Here is a 21,075-nt window from a genome sequence, read left to right as displayed (position 1 = left end):
GATGCCGTATACAGATGTGCAGTTTTCGCCTTACCTGACTTTTACCAGGGATGATTGGGCAAGACTGCGCGCGGATACGCCGATGACTTTGGCGCCGCATGAGGTTACGCAGCTTTCGGGTCTTATCGAAGAACTGTCGATGGACGAGGTGGAAGAGATTTATCTTCCGTTGTCGCGCCTGCTGAATCTGTATGTCGCCGCCCAGCAGGAACTGGATTCCGTCACGACCACGTTCTTGGGCCGGCAGGCCTCACGGGTTCCCTTTATTATCGGGGTCGGCGGTTCTGTTGCTATCGGCAAAAGCACTACGGCGCGTGTGTTGAAGGCGTTGCTTGCGCGCTGGCCTCACCATCCGCGCGTCGATCTTGTCACGACGGACGGCTTTCTGAAAACCAATGCCGAGCTGGAGCGGCTAGGTCTGATGGACCGAAAGGGTTTTCCAGAAAGCTTCGATCTGCCGCTGCTCCTTAACTTTTTGGCTGAAGTGAAGTCTGGCGTGGCCCATGTGGAGGCGCCGGTTTATTCGCATTTTCATTATGATATTTTGCCCGGGCAGAACATCATCGTCGATCGCCCGGATATCCTGATCGTTGAAGGATTGAATGTTCTGCAGCCCGCTGTGTTACCTAAGAACGGATCTGCAATTCCGTTCGTTTCGGACTTCTTTGACTTCTCGATTTATCTCGATGCTGACGTTGATGTGATTCAGCATTGGTATGTGAAACGTTTTATGCGGCTTCGTGCGACCGCGTTTCGCGATCCTGGTGCTTATTTTCACCGTTACGCGCAGTTGAGTCAGGAAGAGGCTAAAGAACGGGCCCTTATGATCTGGCGAAACATCAACCTGAAAAACCTGGAAGAGAACATTTTGCCAACGCGCCCGCGGGCGCGATTAATTTTGCGAAAGGCTGCAGACCATCGGATTGAAACGGTGGCTCTCAGGAAGCTCTGACCCATAAAAGAAAATAGGCCGCCTTGGGGGACGGCCTAAGTTTCGAGAGAAGGGACTGAGGATCGAATATCATCACGGCGATGATTATTCGATACTGGTTACAGATGGCTTAGCTTTCGCCTCCACCATCAAAGACCGTCGTACGCCTGTGAACTGAAACGCATCGCGGCGGTCTGACTTGGATGAGCATGGGAGTATGTCCGTAATTAAATGCTCAGCCGGAAATAAGCGCATTCCGTTGCCGTAGGGACTGTCCTTCAACAAGGGGTGCAAGAGTATTCGCTAGTGCTTCCATATATGCTGCCTGATAGCGCAACGCGGCACGTGCATACGGGCTATGCAGGATGAAAGTTGTGACAGCGGCTTGGGCCGCCAAGGTTTTTGATAGCATCTGAAGATAACCAGCAAACCCATTGAATGGGGATGTAGATTTCACCGGAACCCAGAAATCTACGTTCTGTGTCAGGCTCTGATTTCCAATCCCATTTGTGGTTTTGTTTTCGATGTGAATCGAATGGATTTCCGGAGAGCTGGCTTTTTTTTAGAGCCGGTCGCTGAAAGCGACTGCTTTTCACTATCCTGTTTCTGTGTGGGCTTATCGTGTGCCAATCGTGCGTCGGTTCTTTCCGCTACTGCAGGTGCGGCCGCCGTTTGGCTATTCGCGATATTTAACTCAGCGTTCTGTTGAGCCAGAAACACTTTAAACTTATCGCGAAGACGCCGAATTACGGATGGCTCCGTAACCCCAATTCGGCGAATTGCAGTTGTCGGTTTCAGTTCAGGATCCGCAGCAATTAGTGCGGCGATCTGGATTAGAGGCACGCGATCGTCGATACCAGTCCCCTTCGGTCGACCGCGTCGGGTCTTTGTCGTGGACATAGATAGACCTTTTTGAGTGCAGTGTTTCGATTCGGTTTATCGGATCGTCACGTAAAATCTAATTCGGACCAAGGAAAATAAATCGTTAAATAGAAAAAACGCATTTAACGCATCTACAATTGTGACCAAATAGCATCCGAAATTGATAGACCTCTGAAACTCTGGCGAAAATCTATATGCAACTTCGGTTCGTGATTGTTGAGCAGATCCCGCCCGGGGGACGGAAGACACATAGCGAGCACGCCAAGCTAGGTCCATTTATCCTTATACGTTTTATTTTTGCCGATATATTGTGCAGTTCGTTGTCGGTGTTCGTTATTCGACCGAAACGATCTCGCTATGACCCGAATTGCGAGGGCCTGGAGCCACAATCTTATTAGAGGTTTTCTCTATAATTGATATTTAATCTATCGGTGGTCGCGCGATTGCGTAGTTGGCAAACCCAACGATCTGACTTATGTTTAAGTCAGATTCGAGAGGGATTTTTGTCATGTCTATTTTGAGCCAGCCGCATTTCCATGATGAAGCCGCGGCATTTGCAAAGCTCGAAAGCATCCTTTGGCCAGAAGGCCCAGTCTGCCCACACTGCGGCGGCAAGGAGCGCATCTACGCGCTTGAGGGTGTCCGGAGTAAGCCGAGCAAGAAGAACCCTGAGGGGGTCGTTCGTCACGGTTTGAAGAAGTGCGGCCATTGCCGCAAACAGTTTACTGCCCGCGTTGGAACGGTCTTTGAGTCCAGCCACGCACCTTTACACAAGTGGTTCCAGGCTGTGCATTTGCTCTGCTCTTCTAAGAAGGGCATCAGCAGCCACCAGCTGCACCGCGTTCTTGAGGTCCAGTACAACACGGCATGGTTCATGAGCCATCGTATTCGCGAGGCTATGCGCAGCGGGGATCTGGCTCCACCGATGGGCGGCAACGGCAAGATCGTAGAGGTAGACGAAACCTACATCGGCAAGAAGAAGTCCGCGAAGAACTACCGCAAGAAGGCTGGCCAAGCGGACAAGATGGCGGTTCTAACCCTTGTGGACCGTGGCGGCTCGGCTCGCAGCTTCCACGTCGAAGGCACCAACCGCAACGTGATCCTGCCGATCGTCAAAGAGAACATTGACCGCGAAACCAAGATCGCAACCGATCAGGCGCCCTACTATCTTCGCCTCAAGGATCACTTTGCAGAGCATGGCAGCGTCAACCACTCCGAAAACGAGTGGCGTCGCGGTGACATCTGCACCAACACCGTTGAAGGCTACTTCTCGATCTTCAAACGCGGCATGAAGGGTGTGTATCAGCACTGCTCTGAAAAGCATCTACATCGATATCTTGCTGAGTTTGACTTCCGCTACAACAACCGCTCCGCGGTAGGTATCGAGGACGAAGAGCGTGCGGAGAAAGCCCTAGACGGTATCAAAGGGAAGCGTCTGACGTACCGAAGAATTGACTAAGAAGTAGAATATGTTCACTTTATGTTCTCTCTTGACTCTTGACGATTCTTATCGACTCAACGTATTTTACGAAGGGCAGTCATGCACCGGGTTGAACCAGAGCATCCGAAAGGATGCAGGCGAGAGATCGCAATCATGGTCCGGGGGGCTGCCTATTCTATTTGAAGGGCTTGAGAGACGCGCCCTGCTGAGCAGTTAGCTCCATCCGATCTACGCCCGGCAGCAGTTTTAGACCGTAGCTCAAATAGTTTCCGCTTCGGCAGTAGATCATCTCACGGATGGTGTGGAGATATTGGGCTTCCACATTTCCGTATAGGTCAGGTTCAAAGGCGGCGGCAATTGCCGCCGCTCCGCAATCTGCCAGTTGTAGGCCAGCATCGCGGCTATGATCTTGCGCATCAATACTAGCTATATCAATTACTGGCCAATGCACGCGGTTATTGTTCTCGTCATCCTTGAGGCGCGACATATACATCTTAAAATCGTCGTATGACAGTCCGCCGCGACGTGAGAAAACGATTTTGACTTGGCCGTTGCCCTCCGGAACTAAGGCCCGATTGTCTCGACAGAACCAGGATATTCGTTCGATCGCGTACCGTGTTACGTAAAAGTAAAGTTGATTCTTTTGACTGAATGTACCGGGTTCAATCGTAGTTTTATTGGATATCGCCGCAATAAATCTAAGAGGTTTTCGATATATGAGCTGGCAAGCAGCACGTTTTTGGGAATGATTGAAATCGGCGAAATGAATGGCGCGACCCTTCGTCTTCTTCCTAGTTTTCTCTCTTATCTCATCGCGCCAGCGGACCGCTTCTAGCCTGTGTGTCGCCCGAACGATGCAGGCGCAGATGCATAGCCAATGGGAAGCACCACCTTTGCCACCGGGTTGGCGAAATTTGCACAAACCGTCATCACCAGACTCATCAATGTATGCTATAAAACTATGGCTCATGTTTTAGCGGAAGCAGCGTTAGATATAAGGTCGAAGATGGCTCAAAGCGAAAAATTCAAGCAGGCGGCCAGAGATCTTGGTTGCGCTGAAGATGCTGAGGCGTTTGACAAAGCAATTAGGAAGATCGCCAAAGCACCACCGCCTCAAACAGTTGCAAAGCGGAAGGCTAAGACGAAAAAGCCCGCCAAATAGGTGGGCTTTTTGCTTTTCTGAGATCTTCATCCAGGGGGCGGATATGGGTCGTTTCCGTAGGTCCACTCCGTGCGGAACCTATTGTCCCTGCCCTGAACTAGAACTTGGGCATCTTTCCCATTTCGGCCTGCCGAGTGCGCCGCATCGACGGCGGCGCGGATCGCATCAGCCTGCGTATTAAACGGTCCGAAATGCTTCTGATTAAAACTGATCTTCCATTGGCCGTCGTGCAAAACGACGAAGTACTGATTTCGTGCCATTGGCACCTCCATAAATGTGGATACGGATGCACATGACAGACGAGACACTCCCACCGGAAATGCTGCCCATCGCCGACACGGACGAAATCTCCGTAGTCGTATGTCGAGGAACCCCCGATTGCGATGGCACCAACACCCCGTGTCAGTGGTGCATCGAAGTCGATCTCAATGACCCGGACGCCGTCGAAAATGCCGTTAGGGCGGTTGGATCGAAAAACTAGAAAGTACGTGTACGTAAGAAAAGCAAACTACGACCTTGTACTTCATTTGTTCTTAAGAGTCGAGTCTGCGATTGGAATAGAGAAAACCCGCCTATTTGGCGGGTTTTCTATTGGGAGAAAATGCATGAAGCTATACGTGCTTCACTGGGCAGCTTGGGGGCTTGGTCTTCTCGTTCACGTAGAAGGAAGGCCCCTTGGCTACGCTCCGCGAAGGCCTGCCGATGGTGGAATTTGCGGCGGTCTCAATATCCGCGATCGTTGAGCCACTTCCCGCATACCTGCATGCCTTTGCCCGCCCAAGACCCAGAAACTTCGCTAACAAACAATCGGTCGTTCGTGTCGAGGCAAGCCGCTAGGTATATCGCCAGATTTTCTTCTGAACCTTCATATTCCACAAACCAAACGGACTGTTGGGTATGGCAGTGGCGAAGCTGCTTAAGCTTATCAATGATACAGTCATAATTCTGACCGATCGTATTCAGGTCGTATGCCACTACGAAACAAGCCATCTAAAAATCCTCGCATGCTAAAAAGGCAGCATACTGCAGGATTCGTGTGGGTTTGTAAAATACGGAATAGCCGGTGGTCGTATGTCTGAGTCTGGCCTGAAGGCGATCCTGGAACGTCTTGGTCTGCGCCAAAGCGAGTTGGCTCGTTTGATTGATGTCAGCGCGCGCACCGTTAGTCAGTGGGCGACGGGGGATGTTTCGCTGCCAGGGCCGGTGGCTGCGTATCTTAGGGTCCTACTAGCATTGCCGCCGGAACTCCTCGCGGAAGAGTTTGCCCGTCTGGAAGGGAGGAAGCGCATGTTGGATGAAGGAATTTATAGCCTTACCTGCCGGGTAAACGATTGCCAGATCGCGGAAAGTGACGCGGCGCTTGCTGTTTTAAGGAACGGGAAAATTCTAGGGTCCGACCGGCAAGGGGGATTATTTACGGGCTCGTACGAATATGATGCGGCTACGCAGCGGAATAAAATGCACGTTCGGTTACAGGTGCCGCCCAACGGAGTTTTGTTTACGGGAGGCGGTGCTGGTCCAGGAGGTGCCGTGGTCGATATTGTCGGGGCGTTTGATCGCGCGGCCCCAGCCTCACATGCCATCGTGGATGTCAGGGGCGAACAAGTCGAATTGCAATTGACGTACCTGGGGCCTCTGCCCAATTAGCGTGCGGGGCAGAACAAGGTTCAGAATGCAGATTGAGATATGACGAAAAGTGCTGGCCGAGTGTTGCTCGGGCGAATACGCGGAGCACATGGAATTCGCGGTGACGTGCTGGTTCACTCTTTTACGGAGCTACCGGAAGCCATCGGGGACTATGGCGAACTCACAGATTGCGACGGTGGTCGTGCATTACGCCTCAAGGTGCAGCGGGTGACGCCGAAAGGAGTTATCGCGCGTGTGACAGGCGTGAGCGATCGGACGGCCGCCGATGCCCTCAAAGGCGCCGAGCTGTGGGTTGATCGCGGGCAATTACCCGATGCTGAGCCAGGCGAGTTTTATTATGAGGATCTCGCGGGACTGAAGGCGTTCGACCGCGACGGTGCTCAGTTTGGCGAGGTCGTCGGTGTCGAAAACTATGGAGCCGGCGATCTTCTGGAGATTCGGCTGAATGGCGTGCGTCGGACGGAGCTCGTCCCTTTCAGCGAGGCTTTTGTACCCGAAGTCGATATTTCGGCCGGAAAAGTTATCGTCGCGTGGCCGTTGGAGTTCGAGATCGCCAATGAGGCGAAGGATTCGGACGAAAACGAATAGGTGCGTATTTCCGGCCCCGTGTGACCTTAAAGGGGTTGGCCCTGTAAGAGACGAGGTGGATTGCCGGTCAGTCCGGCAGCTTCTTTGACGAAGGCGGCTTTTGCAATAGGCAAACGGTCGACGAGGCCGAGGCCGGCTTCACGCAAAGATCGCAGCAGCGTTGTATCGTTTGAGAAGAGGCGGTTAAGGCCGTCAAATGCTGCGGTGGAGAGCGTTGAATCAAACCGACGCCAGCGTTCGTAGCGCTCGAGCGCTTGTTGGTCACCCGCGTCGAGACCTACGCGGACGCTTTCCGTTATTGTTTCAGCCAAAGCGGCCACGTCGCGAAGTCCAAGATTTAAACCTTGTCCGGCAATCGGGTGAACACCTCGCGCCGTGTCGCCGACAAGCGCCAGTCGAGGTGCGATAAAACCTCGGGCTAAATGCATCGAAAGCGGCCATGAAGCCCGGGTTCCGACTAAAGAGAGTTCACCGAGCTTGTGACCAAAACGCCGGGTAAGCTCATCCAAGAAAGTCGTGTCGTCCATGCCCATGAGGCGATCGGCTTCCTGGCGTTCCTCAGTCCAGGTCACGCAGCTGCGATTGCCGGGTAATGGGAGAACTGCGAAGGGCCCTGACGGCAGGAAATGCTGGACGGCGCGGCCATTGTGCGGATCTTCATGGGCGACGGTCGTGCAGATACCGGACTGTTTATAATCCCACGAGATCAGCCCAATGCCCGCCAAGTCGCGGATCTTCGAGCGCCGTCCGTCCGCTGCCACCAGGAGGCTGCAGTTAAAGGTGCGGCCATCTGCGAGCGTCACAGTGAGGCCGCCCGGAATTTCATCGAACGACGCTGCTTCAGCTCCAGATATCCAGTCGACGTTCCTGGCTTCCTTTGTCGCTTGGCGTAGCGATGCTGCGATTAACGCGTCGGGCACAATGAACGAGGCAGGTTCACCGTCATCGAGGTGGTTGTCATATGTGAGTAGGACGGGGCGAATGCCGGCTTCGAGGCTTGAATCCGTGATTTCAATTTCGCTGACGGGCTGTGCGTTGTCGGCGATGCTGCTCCAAATGCCGAGTGTCTCCAGCATGCGTTTCGAAGCGGATGACAACGCAAACGCGCGTGGACTCGTGTTGGGGCGCGCAGGATCTTCGGATCCCGGGTTGCGATCGAGAATGGCGATAGAGAGGTCCCCACGCAGCGCTTGGGAGAGAGCGCAGGCAAGGCTCAGCGCGGTGTAGTTGGCACCGGAAATGACGATGTCGTAGCGTTGGGTCATAGGGACTCGTAGGTTCGCAGTGTTAGATGTCTCTGGTGAGGGCGTGCTTGCCCCGTGTTCCGGCGTGTGCGAAAGGGTTGTGGTACCTGAATATTGTCTCTCTTCTGCCCCTTGGGTAAGCCATTCCGACGCAATGAGCAAAGACGTAGGGTCGATTACGACTGAGCTGCTTTCCATTCTCGATCTTGAGCGGCTTGAAGACAATCTCTTCCGGGGCGTGAGTCTATGGGAGGGATGGCAACGGGTTTATGGCGGCCAAGTGCTCGCGCAAGCGCTAACCGCAGCTATTCGGACAGTTGAGCCTGCCCGGCAGGTACATTCATTACATAGCTATTTTCTTCTGGCTGGTGATCCGCAACATCCCATCATCTATGATGTCGAGCGGCTGCGTGAAGGTGGGAGTTTCTCGACACGCAGAGTCAAAGCCATACAGCATGGCGCCGTTATCTTCATAATGAGCGCTTCCTTCCACAAGGCGGAGGACGGTTTTGAACATGCCGCCGAAATGCCGGATGTGCCTGGCCCCGAAAAGCTGTTGAGCGCCAGTGAGTTAGTCGCAGACAGAATCAACGAAATTCCTGATTCCATGCGAGATTATTGGAGTCGGCCGCAGCCATTTGACATGCGTCCGGTCGATATTTCCCGCTATCTCAATCAGACCGCCCGGCCGCCGCAACAGTCGATTTGGATTAAGTCGACAGAGGCGCTGCCGGAAGATCCGGCGGCCCATCAGGTGGTGCTCGCTTACGCATCTGATTTTACCCTGCTCGATACGGCTTTGATCGCGCATGGCAAAACCTTGTTTGATACAGATGTCCAGTTAGCGAGTCTGGATCACGCGCTTTGGTTTCATAGACCGCTTCGCGCAGACGAATGGCTTCTCTATGTGCAGGATAGCCCGAATGCTTCAGGTGCTCGCGGTTTCTGCAGAGGGCAGGTGTTCACGCGTGAAGGCGTCTTAGTTGCATCGAGTGCGCAGGAAGGTCTGATGCGCCGGCGATCAACTAATTTCTCGATCCGGTGATCAAGTGGTGCATAAATTTTATGCAATCTAGGTCATTTGCGTAAAATTTAATCATAATGGTGGTGGCCAATCCGTCATCACCCGGGGTGCGCCTCAAATATTATCACACGATTTCATCGCTTTAGATCGAAATTTCGAATCTGGCACAGCTCTTGAGTCTTAACGATCCGGTAGCTGAGGGCCCTTGGGCTTTCGGTCGTCCGCGGCGGGTGCGACCGTCGTACCGCAATTTCATATTGCTGGTTCAGAACCGTTAAACGGGGTCGAGCATGAAATTACTGACTGCGATAATAAAACCGTTCAAGCTGGAAGAGGTGCGTACCGCGCTCACCGACCTTGGACTTCAGGGAATGACGGTAACCGAGGTCAAGGGTTACGGTCGACAAAAGGGTCATACAGAGATCTACCGCGGCGCTGAGTACGCTGTGAGTTTCCTTCCCAAAATCAAAATCGAAATCGTTATCCCATCCGACCAAGTTGAGAAGGCGGTTGAGGCTGTGCAGACCGCAGCCAAGACCGGTCAGATCGGCGACGGCAAAATCTTCATTTCACCCATCGATCACACCGTTCGCGTTCGTACCGGCGAGATCGATGTGACGGCGCTTTGAGTAGCAGGAGGGAATCTGAATGAACTTCTTTAAATCTAAGCTCGGAGCCGGACTGCTCGGAGCCGGATTGCTGGGCCTGATGATCGAACCAAGTGTGGCTCAAGAGGCCGCAGCTGCGGCCGCTGATCCTAAGACTGCTGCTACGGCGGCAAACGTTGACTACGTCTTCAACACGCTGCTCTTCCTTATGGCCGGTTTCCTCGTGATGTTCATGGCGGCTGGTTTCGCAATGCTCGAAGCTGGTCTTGTCCGTTCCAAGAACGTCGCTATGCAGTGCACCAAGAACATCGCGCTGTACTCGATCGGCGGTATCATGTTTTGGCTCGTCGGCTACAACCTGATGTATCCTGGCGAGTCATGGATCATTGCAAATTACATTGGTGCGATTGCGCCGGTTTCCTTGCCTGATCCGGCCGCGGATACCGCCAACGCTTATGCCACCGGATCCGACTGGTTCTTCCAGATGGTGTTCTGCGCCACCACGGCATCGATCGTGTCTGGTACGCTGGCAGAACGCATCAAGCTTTGGCCGTTTCTTATCTTCATCGTGGTCCTGACGGGATTCATCTACCCAATTCAGGGTTCCTGGGAGTGGGGTGCAGGCTGGCTCGATGACATGGGCTTTTCTGACTTCGCAGGCTCGACGCTTGTTCACTCTACCGGTGGCTGGGCCGCTCTGGCCGGTGCTCTTCTGCTCGGCGCACGGCACGGCAAGTACGGACCTGACGGTCAGGTCAACCCAATGCCTGGTTCCTCCATGCCATTGGCGACGCTTGGTACGTTGATCCTGTGGCTTGGCTGGTTCGGCTTTAACGGCGGTTCTCAGCTTGCTCTTGGTTCGCTTGAGAATGCTTCGGCCGTTTCGCGCATCTTTGTGAACACCAACATGGCTGCGGCTGCGGGTGTCATGGTTGCTCTTCTCATGACGCAGATCATCTACGGCAAAGTCGATCTGACCATGGGCCTGAACGGTGCCCTGGCTGGCTTGGTGTCCATCACCGCTGAGCCACTGGCTCCTGCTATCTGGCAGGCGGTTGTTATCGGCGCCGTCGGCGGTGTGATTGTCGTTCTTACGGTCCCGCTGCTCGACAAATTGCGCATCGATGACGTTGTTGGTGCGATCCCTGTTCACCTCTGCGCAGGTATCTGGGGTACGCTGATCGTCGCTTGGACCAACGCTGAAGCAAACCTCGCCGTCCAGGGTCTCGGCGTCGCTGCTATCGGTGCCTTCGTCTTCCTGGCGTCCTTCGTGATTTGGGTAATCCTGAAATTCACGATTGGCATCCGCGCATCGCTCGAGGAAGAGATGCAAGGGCTCGACAAGGCGGAAATTGGTCTGGAAGCGTACCCTGAGTTTGGGGTCGGCAGCCAACGACTCTAAGTGCTCTTCCACTAGACTGATGGGCAGGGACCTCCCCGATCCTGCTCTAGCCTTGACCCGGCATGACGATGCCGGGTCATTTTTTTATAACATCCCAACATCGCCATTTCGAAGATTGGGAGTTAGCGCCAGTGATAAGGGCCGATGTGAAGATCCTGTCCCGGCCGCATCATGCCAACGAGTTGGATCAGGTCGTTCCGGCGGAGCGCGATGCAACCCTCAGTGGGCGCGAAGTCCGGTGTCGCGACGTGTATGAATATAGCGCTGCCTCGACGACGGCTTCGTTGGACGTCATTGTAGCCCACGACGATGATGAGGTCGTACAGGTGGTCGTGGCGCCAAAGACGTTCTGCGCTCGCCCTGTAGGGGTGGGATACGGGGCGATTGTAGTTCGGGTCACAGGGAGCGTCGCACCAACCGTCGGTTGGACGAATTGCCTGCAAAGGTAAGCCTGTTATAGGGCGTTGAATCCGATCGGCGCGATAATAGGCTCGGCGTAGCGCCCAGCGTCCTATCGGAGTCGCACCGTCGCCTTCCATCTTTATGCTTGAGAGGCCGCTGCGGCCTAATGCACACGGAAATTGCCGACTATCGAATTGAACTACGCCGACTGCTGCATGTGCATTCTTAACGTTCACGGTCAATTGACGGAAATGTGGTTCGATGTTCCATCCTTTCAGGTATTTTCAGCGCCTTGGATCTGTTGGCTGATAACCAGCTATTCGACGGCGAACCATTGTTTTCCCAGGTTGTCCGGTTACGTACAGTGACAACAACCTGCGGCATTGGCGCAGGACGCATGCGGCGGTTGAACCCTATGGTATCAGCACGACAGGTGATAGAATTTATAGAAGCAATCCATTGATATGGAGCATTCATTATGAGCACGGCCCGCAAGATCCTCATTGTCGATGACGATGATGACCTTCGCGATTCCTTAAGAGATCAGCTGTCACTCCACGATGAATTCGAGGTTAGTGTCGCTGAGACTGCGGCACGCGGAATAGAAATTGCCAAGTTCGAACACCACGATCTTGTGCTGTTCGACGTTGGTCTTCCGGATATGGATGGGCGCGAAGCGGTTAAGCAACTGCGCAAGACCGGCTTTAAAAGCCCCATCGTTATGCTGACGGCAAATGATTCCGATGCGGATCAAATCCTTGGTCTCGATGCGGGTGCGAACGACTATGTGACGAAGCCCTTCAAATTCGCGGTGCTTCTCGCGCGGATTCGCGCCCAGCTTCGTCAGCACGAGCAGAGCGAAGATGCGGTGTTTACGATCGGGCCGTATTCCTTCAAGCCTGCGTCCAAGCTGCTGCTCGACGCGAAGGGATCGAAGATCCGGCTAACCGAAAAAGAAACTTCGATTTTGAAGTATCTCTATCGGGCCGGGGAGAAAGTGGTGACCCGTGATGTGCTGCTGCACGAAGTTTGGGGTTACAATGCCGGCGTTACGACGCATACGCTCGAAACGCATATCTATCGTTTGCGTCAGAAGATCGAGACGGATCCGTCCAATGCGGAGCTTCTCGTGACGGAAACAGGCGGTTACAAGCTCGTGCCCTGAGGTACGAGCTTCCCCCTCTATTTGGTTTCCTCAGCAGAGCGCTTGTAAATGTCGTCCGAACGGATGATGTCGTCTTCGCCCAGATAGCTACCCATCTGCACTTCTATCAGTTCCAGCGGGACCTTTCCGGGATTCTCCAGGCGATGCCATTGCGTGGCGACGATGTAGACGCTCTCGTTTTCCCGAACCAGCGATTCCTTGTCGCCGATAACGACCTTGGCTGTGCCTTGCACCACGATCCAGTGTTCGGAGCGATGGTGGTGCATTTGCATGGAAAGCTTGCCGCCCGGTTTGACGTGCAGTTTCTTGACCTGAAACCGTGGCGCTAAGCTCAGGGTTTCGAAAAAACCCCAAGGGCGGTAGTTGCGGACGTGTTGTTCGTGCTCTTTGCGGCCTTCATCTTTCAAGCGTTTGACAATGCCCGATACATCCTGAGCGCGTGTGCGATCAGCGACGAGCAATGCGTCCGGCGTATCGACGATGATGAGATTTTCAACGCCGAGGGTGGCCACGATCGGTTTGTCGGAATGGATAAAGCAGCCTTGCGTTCCTTCCGTTACGGCGTTGCCATTGATGTAGTTGTCGTCGGCATCGTGTTGCGCGACGTCCCACAGAGACGACCATGAGCCGACGTCGTTCCAGCCGACGTCGATGGGCAGCATGGCGGCGCGATCGGTTTTCTCCATGACGGCATAGTCGATCGAAATACTGGGCGCCGAGGCGAATGCCTTTGCCTCAAGGCGGAGGAAGCCGAGATCGGTTTCGGCATTCTGGACAGCTGCGGTTGCCGCTTTGAGAATGCCGGGTTCGAGGTTTGCGAGTTCGTTGATGAACGTCCCGGCCCGCAGAACGAAGATGCCGCTGTTCCAAAAGTAGTCGCCGGAAGCGAGGTATTGTTCTGCGGTCTTTTTATCGGGTTTTTCAAAGAAGGCGTCGACGTGAAACACGCCGTTGAACTCCGTGAACGGTGAGCCTCGGCGGATGTAACCGTATCCCGTATTCGCTTCGGACGGCGTAATTCCGAAAAGAACGAGGCGACCGGATTTGGCGACCTTGGCCGCAGCCAATATACTTTCACGGAAAGCGGTCTCATTGCCGATGATGTGGTCGGATGGCATGACCGCGAGAATGGCCTCGGGATCATTCTTCATTGCGATAAGGGCCGCGGCGGCGATCGCTGGCGCCGTATTGCGGGCAGCAGGTTCGAGAACGATGGCCTGGGCTTCTATCCCGGCAGATTCAAGTTCTTCCTTGATCAGAAATCGATGGTCGTTGTTGCACGAGAGAATGGGTGCGCCGAATCCTTCTTCCGCGGGAAGGCGGCGCAGGGTTGCCCCGAGGAAACTCGTTTCTTGATCATTGAGGAAGCGGATGAACTGCTTGGGGTACATGGACCGCGAGCGTGGCCATAGGCGCGTGCCGGAACCGCCCGATAGGATCACTGGCGTAATCGTCGCCATACCGTTCAACACCTTCCGATTAAGATTTGGGGGAACCGCAGGGGCGGTGAGTGACCGAGCCCTACGCCCACTCTACAGGCCTGACATTACCGAGCTGAAAAAAATTCTCTAACACGATGGTGAACATGACCGCGAATGTGTCAGCGCAGTTAATTTCCGTTTGTTCAGAGCGATGGTTTGGCCACGCGCGTGGGTAGAGCGGGAACCATTACCGCTGAAGTTAGAGAACTTTTCGAGCATTTGCAGCCACGGTTGTTTGATCGAGACCGAAGCATGTTAGTTTAACGTTTGTTGGCTCTATTGACGTTCTCAGCGTGAGACGGTTAATCGAGCTGGAGAACCTCGCATAGATCTGGTCATCTTGGCGAGGACGTGGTCAGGCCCCGTAGCTCAGCAGGATAGAGCATCAGATTCCTAATCTGAGGGTCACAGGTTCGAATCCTGTCGGGGTCACCATTTCTTTGGTGCATGCAAGTCGGAGCCAGTCCGTTTTGGAGGCTGGTTTATCCTATTTGTGCCTTGGCCCGCCCCCGGTGCGGTACACTGGCACCAGGTAATTCGATTGGCATCGGTCTCAGAGCTTCCACGATGATGACGTTCGGCAGTGTTACGGCTGCTGCGCATGGTCTGCTCGGTTGGCGCCACGCCTTCGGCGACACTGTCCCACTGGCCGCGCACAGTGTCGTCGGCAGCGGTTCTTTCTTAATTGCCGGAGCTCCTATTGCCGATGACACAGCGCTTATCGAGGCGGGTATCGACTTCAATCTTGCTGTAAACTCCAGCTTGAACTTTTCTTATTCCGGCCAGCTTGCCTCGGACGCGTACGATCACGGAGTGAACGCCGTTCTCTCCGTGCGATTCTGATCTGCGGCCCGAAATCCGAACTGGCTGCCGCTGCCGGAATGGGGGCGATGGGGCTTTGTCGGCGTTCTATTTTTTCGAGCGGAATGAGTGCAGGGCCTCAAGCCACCGGATAAAGAACGGTTGATTGTCGACGGGCTCGTATTCGGGCCCAAGATAGAGGCCAACCGCTTTAATGCGTCCCGAGCCGTCGATGTCGCGGACAATCAAATCCATACTCCCGAAATCCACGCGGTCGCCGGGTTCGGGTGGCCCTGACAGACGGTCTTCCATGTATTCGGCAATGGTCAATTCTGAACCAACCTTTGAACGCACACCATACATGTCTGCCAGCCGCTCCAACGGCTGCGTTGGGTCCAGCTGGAATTGCCCGAACAGTGTCGGATCATCTTCATCCACGCTCGTTGCGGCGCTGGCAAAGAGACGGTCGAGCATTGGGACGAGACGCGGTGGCGTGAAGATGTAGATATGGTCGCCGGTCTGGAGCCGTCCGGCATCATGCAATCGTAGGGAAGCGCCATCGCGGAGAATGAGCGATGGCCGGGCCCATCGCGGTAACCTTGCGCCAGTTGCGATGGGGCTGTCGGGGACGATACGGTAAGATACAAGCTCATGGGATGTGCCGCCGGGGAGCTCGAGTTCTATCTTTTCCAGCGGACCGGTTTTCGGTGGCACGATCTGCCCCAGCCAGCGGGCGACCGGACGTATGGTCCAACCCTGCAGAAGCAGTGATACCAGCACCGCAATGAATGTAATGTTGAAATACAGCTGGCTGCTTGGCAGGCCGCCTGTGATTGGTAGCACGGCAAGCAACACCGATACGGCGCCGCGCAGGCCGACCCAGGAAATGAACGCGGTATCCTGTGGCCGATAGTTGAAGGGGAGTAGACATAACCAGACGGCGATTGGCCGGGCGATAAAGGTCAGCACCGCAGCGACGACAATGCCCTGCACGATGGCGTCTGGAAACTGGGAGGGACTAGCCAACAGCCCCAGTAACAAGAACATTGCGATCTGGAAAACCCAAGTCAGGCTGTCCTGGAATTTACGGAGCGAGATGATGCCGCTGAATTTGGCATTGCCTGCAATGACACCAGCGACGAAAACGGCAACAAAGCCACTGCCGCCGACCATGCCGGTTATACCGAAGCAGAGCACCGCCAATCCCAATGTAATTAAGGGGTAGAGGCCTGCTTCGAGGTTTAGCCTGGTGACCACCTGAATAATTACGAAGCCCCCCAGTACGCCGAATGCCAAGCCCAACCCGGCTTGTTGGAACGCGGTTATTGCGAAGGCGAGCAGCCCTGAGGGTGTATCAGGACGTGCGAGAAGTTCGACAAATACGGTGGTGAGTAGGATAGCGATCGGGTCGTTCGAACTCGATTCGACTTCCAGAGTCGAACGCACGCGGTCGCGGATTGTCACGCCACCGACGCGAAGAAGGAAGAAGACCGCGGCGGCGTCCGTCGATCCAATAATCGAGCCAAGCAACATGCCTTCCAGTAATGAGAAGCCGAAGACAAAATGTGCGGCGAGCCCGACGATACTGGCGGTGATGACCACGCCTGCAGTTGCCAAAAGTAGGGATGGGCCTGCCGAGAGCCTCAAGGACTGCAGTTTGGTGTTGAAACCGCTGTCATACAGGATGATGGCGAGGGCTATGCTGCCGAAGAAATAGACGGATTCTGCATCGTCAAATTGGATACCCCCTATACCGTCTTCGCCAGCAAGCAGGCCGATGGAGAGGAAGACGAGAAGAAGCGGGGCACCGAAGCGGAAAGCGATGATGCTCGTCAATGCCGAAATAATCAGTAGTGAAGATCCTACTATGATTATTCCGTACATGGACGTCAGCATTGCGTTCTCGATCTCCTCTCCGGCTTGTTCATTAAAGCGATCCGATCTCGGCGAGCGTATCGTCGCAAACCAACAGTCGGAAGTCCCGTTAGGACGACAGACCAGCGACGTTATCGATGCGAGGAATGCCCGAACTATCGTACGTGACCGTGCGGTTCTGTCTAGAGGTCAGAACACCGTGTTACTGGGAAAAATGCGCACGGTTACTGGAAGTTTGAGAAAAATTGAGGCTCTTGCCGGGGGACGAGGCAGAATTGGGAGATTGATACGCAGTTGAATTGAAATTGAACTGAGGCGCAGCAGGGGGAAGCGATTGTGAGAACAACTTCCGGAGCGAGAAAGGATTGACCGGCGTTGCGCCGGTCTCCGTGGCATCAGACTTCTCTATGCGGCAGCAGGACCGGGGTCCGTATCGTCCGTCGGTGGAAGTGTGTCGATGGTTCCTTCAACCTTGACGACGGTCATGGATCGGCGATGACCATCACGCGTCATCCATGAAATAGATTGCCCTTCGGACAGTCCAATGAGGGCCGTACCGATTGGTGTCAGAATCGAGATCTTTCCTTCCGCGATGTCGGCCTGGCCTGGAAAGACAAGTGAGACCCGGCGCTCGCGCCCGTCGTCGGCTTTGTAGAGGACGGTTGAGCCCATCTGCACCGTTGTCGGGGGAACGGATTGAGCGGGAACGACTTCCGCACGCTCCATTTCGTTGAGGAGTTCTTCGGCAACTTCCGGCGCTCGATCGAGTGCCGTTGTCGCGAGTGTCGTCAAGCGGCGCTGATCTGCGTCACTGACAATGATGCCGGGCTTTTTTGGAAATTGAATGGTGTCGGTCATGGCTAGGCGCACCTTGCGATATTTGTCCGTGGACTTGTCCTACGGTTCAAATGAAATGGTTGAGGCGGTTGCGCACCGAGGCCGATATGCGGAACTTTCCGCTAAGAGCAATTGCGTATCGGAAAGACGCGCCCCAGGCTCGGAGGGTGCGCGTTGGCCGAGCTGGGGTTACTATTCTGCGATGAGCAGAATCCGAAGCGCACGTGGCGCACTAATGCTGGCCAAAGTTTTCATAACGATCAGTTTGGGGTTTCCGCGACTGTTGTCAAGCCAGAGCTTGCAGTGCTGTTTCTGGGCCGGCTGCAACGAAGTTTAGATCGTCGCAGGAAAAAAAGGCTGAATTTGGCAGCGGACAAGCTGAGGTTGGAGAGGCGATCCTCGCCAACTGCCAAGCTCAGCTTGCGTGCCGATGTGAGATCAGGTCGTCTCTGAAGTTTGTTTTCTTCCGGTCGCTCGGTGGAAGCGTTCTCTCATCTTCTGGAAGATCACGTAGAGCGGTGGCACGATGAAGATGCCGAGAATACTCGCGCCAAGCATGCCGGCCAGGACCGGGACGCCAACGGCAAACATGCTACCGGCGCCGGGCCCACTCGCCAGTACGAGTGGGATCAGACCCATGATAAACGCGATACTCGTCATCATAACCGGCCGGAAACGCAGGCGGGCACCGTTGATCGCAGACTCGAGAACACTTTCACCTTCGGCGCGTCTTTCGACGGAAAACGCGACGATCAGAATAGCGTTTTTGGCAGCCAGAGCGATCAACACGACGATGCCGATCTGGGCATAAAGCGTGAAACTCAGACCGACGAGCCACAGTCCAAGAAGTGCGGCGAATATGGCGACAGTTACCGAGAGGACCACGGGAATTGGGATCGTCCAGCTCTCATAAAGGCCTACGAGGAAGAGGAAAGCAAAGACTATTGCGAGTCCGAGCACGATCGGTGTTTGGCCTGCGGATTGGATCTGCTCGAGCGCCTGTCCCGTCCATTCGAACGAATAGCCTGGGGGCAGGGTACTCTTTGCGACTTGCTCCATGACCGTGATGGCTTCACCTGTGCCAATTCCAGGGGCAGCCTGGCCGTTAATCGAGATCGCACGGTAGTTGTTGTAGCGCGTGAGGGTACGGGGGCCGACATCTAGTCGCGCGGTGGCAATGGCCGACATAGGGGTCATTTCTCCGGCGGCATTTTTGACGTACACGCCGTAGATGTCGTCGATAGCGCCGCGGAACTGGCGCTGGGCTTGAATGCGTACCGTCCAGGTGCGGCCATAAAGGTTGAAGTCGTTGATGTAATAGCCGCCGAGTGTTGACTGGAGTGCAGCGAAGACACTGGCGAGGTTGATGTTCAACGCCCGTGTCTTATCGCGATCGATATCGAGCCGGACAATCGGTGTTTCAGCGTCGAACGTGGAGAAGACCGAGGTCAATTGAGGTTGCTGGTTTGCAGCCACGATGAGCCCGCGCATAGCCCCCGCCATGTCGGAGGCTTCTTGTCCCTGGAGGGCCTCCAGCATGAATTCAAAGCCACCTACCTGACCAAGACCAGAGATTGATGGGGGGTTGAGCGGTATGAAATTGCCATCCGGAATCGTCGAGAGCTGTCCATAGAGCCGTCGAACAACTGCTGTAGAACCCATGTTCCGTGCTTCGCGCTCGCCATACGGTTTCAAGCGAATGAACATCACGCCCGCGTTGGAAGCGGCGCCGCCTCCGAGGAAGTCGAGACCAAGAATTGTGGTAACGCCGTCGACGGCTGGATCTTTTGAAACGATCGCTTCTGCTTTGGCGGCGGCCTCAGAAGTTCTATTCAGCGACGCACCGGCAGGAAGATTAACGATGGCCATGATGAACCCGCGGTCCTCGTCGGGGAGGAAGCCAGAGGGCGTTTGAGAGAAGAACCAATAGGTCAGACCGGCTACGGCCGCGAGCGCCACGATGCTTAGCATCGCGACTCTGACTGCCTTAGAGACTAGCGCTGCGTAGCCATCCCCGATGTGATCGATGCCGCGCGTGATCCGGCCCATGATGCCTTTTGGAGCGCCGGGTGTCAGGAATACGGCGCACAGAGCCGGCGACAACGTCAGAGCGTTGATGGCCGAAATGACCATCGCGGCCGAAATGGTGACGGCGAACTGGCGGAAGAGGACACCTGATGAGCCGGGCAAGAACGCCACAGGAATGAACACCGACAATAGTACCAGCGTAATTGCGATGACCGGTCCAGCAATCTGCGACATGGCCTTGCTTGTGGCTTCGGCCGGTGTGAGGTGCGGCTCCTCGTGCATGACGCGCTCGACGTTCTCGACGACGATGATGGCGTCATCGACGACGATACCAATGGCGAGAACGAGAGCCAGGAGAGAAATGGTATTGGCCGAATAGCCGAAGGCAAGCAGGACCGCGAACGTCGAAATGATCGCTACGGGAACGGCAATGAGCGGAATGATTGTTGGGCGGAAACGGCCGAGGAACAAAAAGACGACAATAGCCACGAGTGCGAACGCTTCGAGAAGAGTACTGATTACCTTCTCGATCATGGCGCCGACAAACTCAGCAGTGTTGTAAACATACTCGAATTCGACCCCCTCGGGGAACCGCGGTCTCAGGGATTCGAGTTTGTCGGTAACGGCCTGTGCAACCGACACGGCGTTTGCACCCGGTGATAGATACACACCGACAGGGGCGGCGGGGTTTCCTTGATAACGGGCTTCGGAGTCAAACGAGGCGGCTTCGAGCTTGACGTCCGCCACATCTTTCACACGGACGAAGGCGCCGTTTTCACCGCCGCGGACAATAATGTTTGCGAACTCGTCTTCGGACACAAGGCGGCCTTGTGTGACGATCGAAAGCTGCATGCGCTGGTCAGAAGACAATGGCGCGGCACCAATGCGGCCCGCTGCGGCCTGCACGTTTTGCGACTGGATCGCTTGGATGACATCCTGCGCCGAGAGATCGAAGTTAGCCAGACGCTCGGGATCAATCCAGATACGCATGGAGTAGTCGCGCGCACCGAAGATGGAGGCATCGCCAACGCCGGGCACGCGTTTGATCTCGTCCAGAATGGAGATGTTTACGAAGTTTGAGAGGAAGAGCTGATCTTTACTGCCGTCAGGTGAGTGGAACAGAAAGACCTGCAAAAGGTCAGTTGAAACCTTGGCTACCGTCAAACCTGTACGGCGGACCTCTTCGGGTAATTTCGAAGTTGCGAGACCCGTACGGTTCTGAACGTTGACCGTGTTGATGTCGGGGTTGGTTCCGAGCGTAAAAGCGACCGTCAGACTGTAAGAGCCATCATTGGACGAGGTCGACTTCATATAGCGCATGTCCGAGACGCCGTTGATGGCGTTCTCGAGCGGCTGAGCGATGCTTTCCTCCACCGTCACCGCGTCTGCACCGCCATAGTTGGCGCTGACACGAACCGTTGGTGGGGCAATGTCTGGATACTGCGCGACAGGAATAACAAGTGTAGCGATGACCCCAGCGAGGGTCATCACGATGGAAATGACCATCGCCAGACGTGGGCGACGAATGAAGACGTCAAAAATCATCGCTGAGCGCCG

General features: G+C 54.9%; 20 protein-coding genes and 1 tRNA gene. 12 read left to right on the top strand and 9 right to left on the bottom strand.

The genetic code is table 11. The features are described from left to right. Position 1: 1 nt before the first annotated feature. Positions 2 to 952, top strand: coding sequence for a type I pantothenate kinase (gene coaA / locus YBN1229_RS04770; RefSeq protein ID WP_046477112.1), 951 nt, complete (start codon positions 2 to 4; stop codon positions 950 to 952). 1,369 nt (positions 953 to 2,321) lie between these two features. Next, on the top strand, positions 2,322 to 3,272 hold the full coding sequence (locus YBN1229_RS04760; RefSeq protein ID WP_046477109.1) for an IS1595 family transposase: 951 nt from the start codon (positions 2,322 to 2,324) through the stop codon (positions 3,270 to 3,272). 157 nt (positions 3,273 to 3,429) lie between these two features. On the opposite strand, the gene YBN1229_RS04755 is transcribed toward YBN1229_RS04760, so the two are convergent. Further along, positions 3,430 to 4,224, bottom strand: coding sequence for a DUF3800 domain-containing protein (locus YBN1229_RS04755; protein WP_046477107.1), 795 nt, complete (start codon positions 4,222 to 4,224; stop codon positions 3,430 to 3,432). Between YBN1229_RS04755 and YBN1229_RS18955 the strand changes: the two genes are divergently transcribed. Further along, complete coding sequence (locus YBN1229_RS18955; RefSeq protein WP_162488586.1) at positions 4,132 to 4,416, top strand: hypothetical protein; 285 nt, start codon at positions 4,132 to 4,134, stop codon at positions 4,414 to 4,416. The genes YBN1229_RS04755 and YBN1229_RS18955 overlap by 93 nt on opposite strands. Positions 4,417 to 4,442: 26 nt before the next feature. On the opposite strand, the gene YBN1229_RS04750 is transcribed toward YBN1229_RS18955, so the two are convergent. After that, positions 4,443 to 4,676 carry a DUF2188 domain-containing protein gene (locus tag YBN1229_RS04750; protein WP_052743709.1) on the bottom strand — a complete coding sequence of 78 codons (234 nt, stop codon included), beginning with the start codon at positions 4,674 to 4,676 and terminating at the stop codon, positions 4,443 to 4,445. Positions 4,677 to 4,708: 32 nt separating this feature from the next. Here YBN1229_RS04750 and YBN1229_RS04745 point away from each other — a divergent pair, with 32 nt between their 5' ends. Then, the gene (locus YBN1229_RS04745; protein ID WP_152024958.1) at positions 4,709 to 4,897 is read left to right on the top strand and encodes a hypothetical protein; all 189 of its coding nucleotides are present in this window, start codon (positions 4,709 to 4,711) and stop codon (positions 4,895 to 4,897) included. Positions 4,898 to 5,139: 242 nt separating this feature from the next. On the opposite strand, the gene YBN1229_RS04740 is transcribed toward YBN1229_RS04745, so the two are convergent. Continuing rightward, the gene (locus YBN1229_RS04740) at positions 5,140 to 5,406 is read right to left on the bottom strand and encodes a hypothetical protein (protein ID WP_046477100.1); all 267 of its coding nucleotides are present in this window, start codon (positions 5,404 to 5,406) and stop codon (positions 5,140 to 5,142) included. A gap of 81 nt (positions 5,407 to 5,487) precedes the next feature. On the opposite strand from YBN1229_RS04740, the gene YBN1229_RS04735 reads away from it, so the two are divergent. Next, entirely contained in the window at positions 5,488 to 6,063 is a 576-nt protein-coding gene (locus YBN1229_RS04735) for a helix-turn-helix domain-containing protein (protein WP_046477098.1), read from the top strand. 39 nt (positions 6,064 to 6,102) lie between these two features. Continuing rightward, on the top strand, positions 6,103 to 6,651 hold the full coding sequence (rimM, locus tag YBN1229_RS04730; RefSeq protein ID WP_046477096.1) for a ribosome maturation factor RimM: 549 nt from the start codon (positions 6,103 to 6,105) through the stop codon (positions 6,649 to 6,651). 26 nt (positions 6,652 to 6,677) lie between these two features. On the opposite strand, the gene YBN1229_RS04725 is transcribed toward rimM, so the two are convergent. Continuing rightward, a complete protein-coding gene (locus YBN1229_RS04725) occupies positions 6,678 to 7,916 on the bottom strand; it encodes an FAD-dependent monooxygenase (protein ID WP_046477094.1) in 1,239 nt (412 codons plus the stop codon). A gap of 133 nt (positions 7,917 to 8,049) precedes the next feature. On the opposite strand from YBN1229_RS04725, the gene tesB reads away from it, so the two are divergent. From tesB to YBN1229_RS04710, 3 genes are all read left to right on the top strand, one after another. Continuing rightward, positions 8,050 to 8,940 (top strand): acyl-CoA thioesterase II, encoded by an 891-nt coding sequence (gene tesB, locus YBN1229_RS04720; protein ID WP_046477092.1) that lies wholly within the window; start codon positions 8,050 to 8,052, stop codon positions 8,938 to 8,940. A 269-nt stretch (positions 8,941 to 9,209) separates the two neighbouring features. Beyond that, positions 9,210 to 9,548: a P-II family nitrogen regulator gene (locus YBN1229_RS04715; protein ID WP_046477090.1), complete on the top strand. Its 339-nt coding sequence runs from the start codon at positions 9,210 to 9,212 to the stop codon at positions 9,546 to 9,548. Positions 9,549 to 9,567: 19 nt separating this feature from the next. Beyond that, on the top strand, positions 9,568 to 10,929 hold the full coding sequence (locus tag YBN1229_RS04710) for an ammonium transporter (RefSeq protein WP_046477089.1): 1,362 nt from the start codon (positions 9,568 to 9,570) through the stop codon (positions 10,927 to 10,929). A gap of 122 nt (positions 10,930 to 11,051) precedes the next feature. Here YBN1229_RS04710 and YBN1229_RS04705 read toward each other — a convergent pair whose 3' ends face one another. Further along, a complete protein-coding gene (locus YBN1229_RS04705; RefSeq protein ID WP_244465008.1) occupies positions 11,052 to 11,468 on the bottom strand; it encodes a L,D-transpeptidase family protein in 417 nt (138 codons plus the stop codon). A 341-nt stretch (positions 11,469 to 11,809) separates the two neighbouring features. On the opposite strand from YBN1229_RS04705, the gene YBN1229_RS04700 reads away from it, so the two are divergent. Further along, positions 11,810 to 12,496 (top strand): response regulator transcription factor, encoded by a 687-nt coding sequence (locus tag YBN1229_RS04700; protein ID WP_046477087.1) that lies wholly within the window; start codon positions 11,810 to 11,812, stop codon positions 12,494 to 12,496. Between the two features lie 17 nt (positions 12,497 to 12,513). Here the strand turns inward: YBN1229_RS04700 and YBN1229_RS04695 are convergent, their stop codons facing one another. Beyond that, positions 12,514 to 13,956: a mannose-1-phosphate guanylyltransferase/mannose-6-phosphate isomerase gene (locus YBN1229_RS04695; protein ID WP_046477085.1), complete on the bottom strand. Its 1,443-nt coding sequence runs from the start codon at positions 13,954 to 13,956 to the stop codon at positions 12,514 to 12,516. Between the two features lie 379 nt (positions 13,957 to 14,335). Here YBN1229_RS04695 and YBN1229_RS04690 point away from each other — a divergent pair. After that, positions 14,336 to 14,412, top strand: a tRNA-Arg gene (locus tag YBN1229_RS04690). A gap of 12 nt (positions 14,413 to 14,424) precedes the next feature. After that, a complete protein-coding gene (locus YBN1229_RS04685; RefSeq protein WP_152024957.1) occupies positions 14,425 to 14,820 on the top strand; it encodes an autotransporter domain-containing protein in 396 nt (131 codons plus the stop codon). 66 nt (positions 14,821 to 14,886) lie between these two features. Here YBN1229_RS04685 and YBN1229_RS04680 read toward each other — a convergent pair whose 3' ends face one another. The 3 genes from YBN1229_RS04680 to YBN1229_RS04670 form a co-directional block, all read right to left on the bottom strand. Continuing rightward, positions 14,887 to 16,674: a potassium/proton antiporter gene (locus YBN1229_RS04680; protein ID WP_090227115.1), complete on the bottom strand. Its 1,788-nt coding sequence runs from the start codon at positions 16,672 to 16,674 to the stop codon at positions 14,887 to 14,889. A gap of 384 nt (positions 16,675 to 17,058) precedes the next feature. Then, a complete protein-coding gene (gene rnk, locus YBN1229_RS04675; RefSeq protein ID WP_046477082.1) occupies positions 17,059 to 17,511 on the bottom strand; it encodes a nucleoside diphosphate kinase regulator in 453 nt (150 codons plus the stop codon). Positions 17,512 to 17,928: 417 nt separating this feature from the next. Beyond that, on the bottom strand, positions 17,929 to 21,063 hold the full coding sequence (locus tag YBN1229_RS04670) for an efflux RND transporter permease subunit (protein WP_046477080.1): 3,135 nt from the start codon (positions 21,061 to 21,063) through the stop codon (positions 17,929 to 17,931). Positions 21,064 to 21,075 lie beyond the last annotated feature (12 nt).

Origin of the sequence: Candidatus Filomicrobium marinum, from assembly GCF_000981545.1 — a bacterium.
In the GTDB taxonomy this organism is placed as follows: Bacteria; Pseudomonadota; Alphaproteobacteria; order Rhizobiales; family Hyphomicrobiaceae; genus Filomicrobium; species Filomicrobium insigne.
Note: the sequence above shows the minus strand (reverse complement) of the source record. Positions and strands in the feature narration are given on the sequence as shown.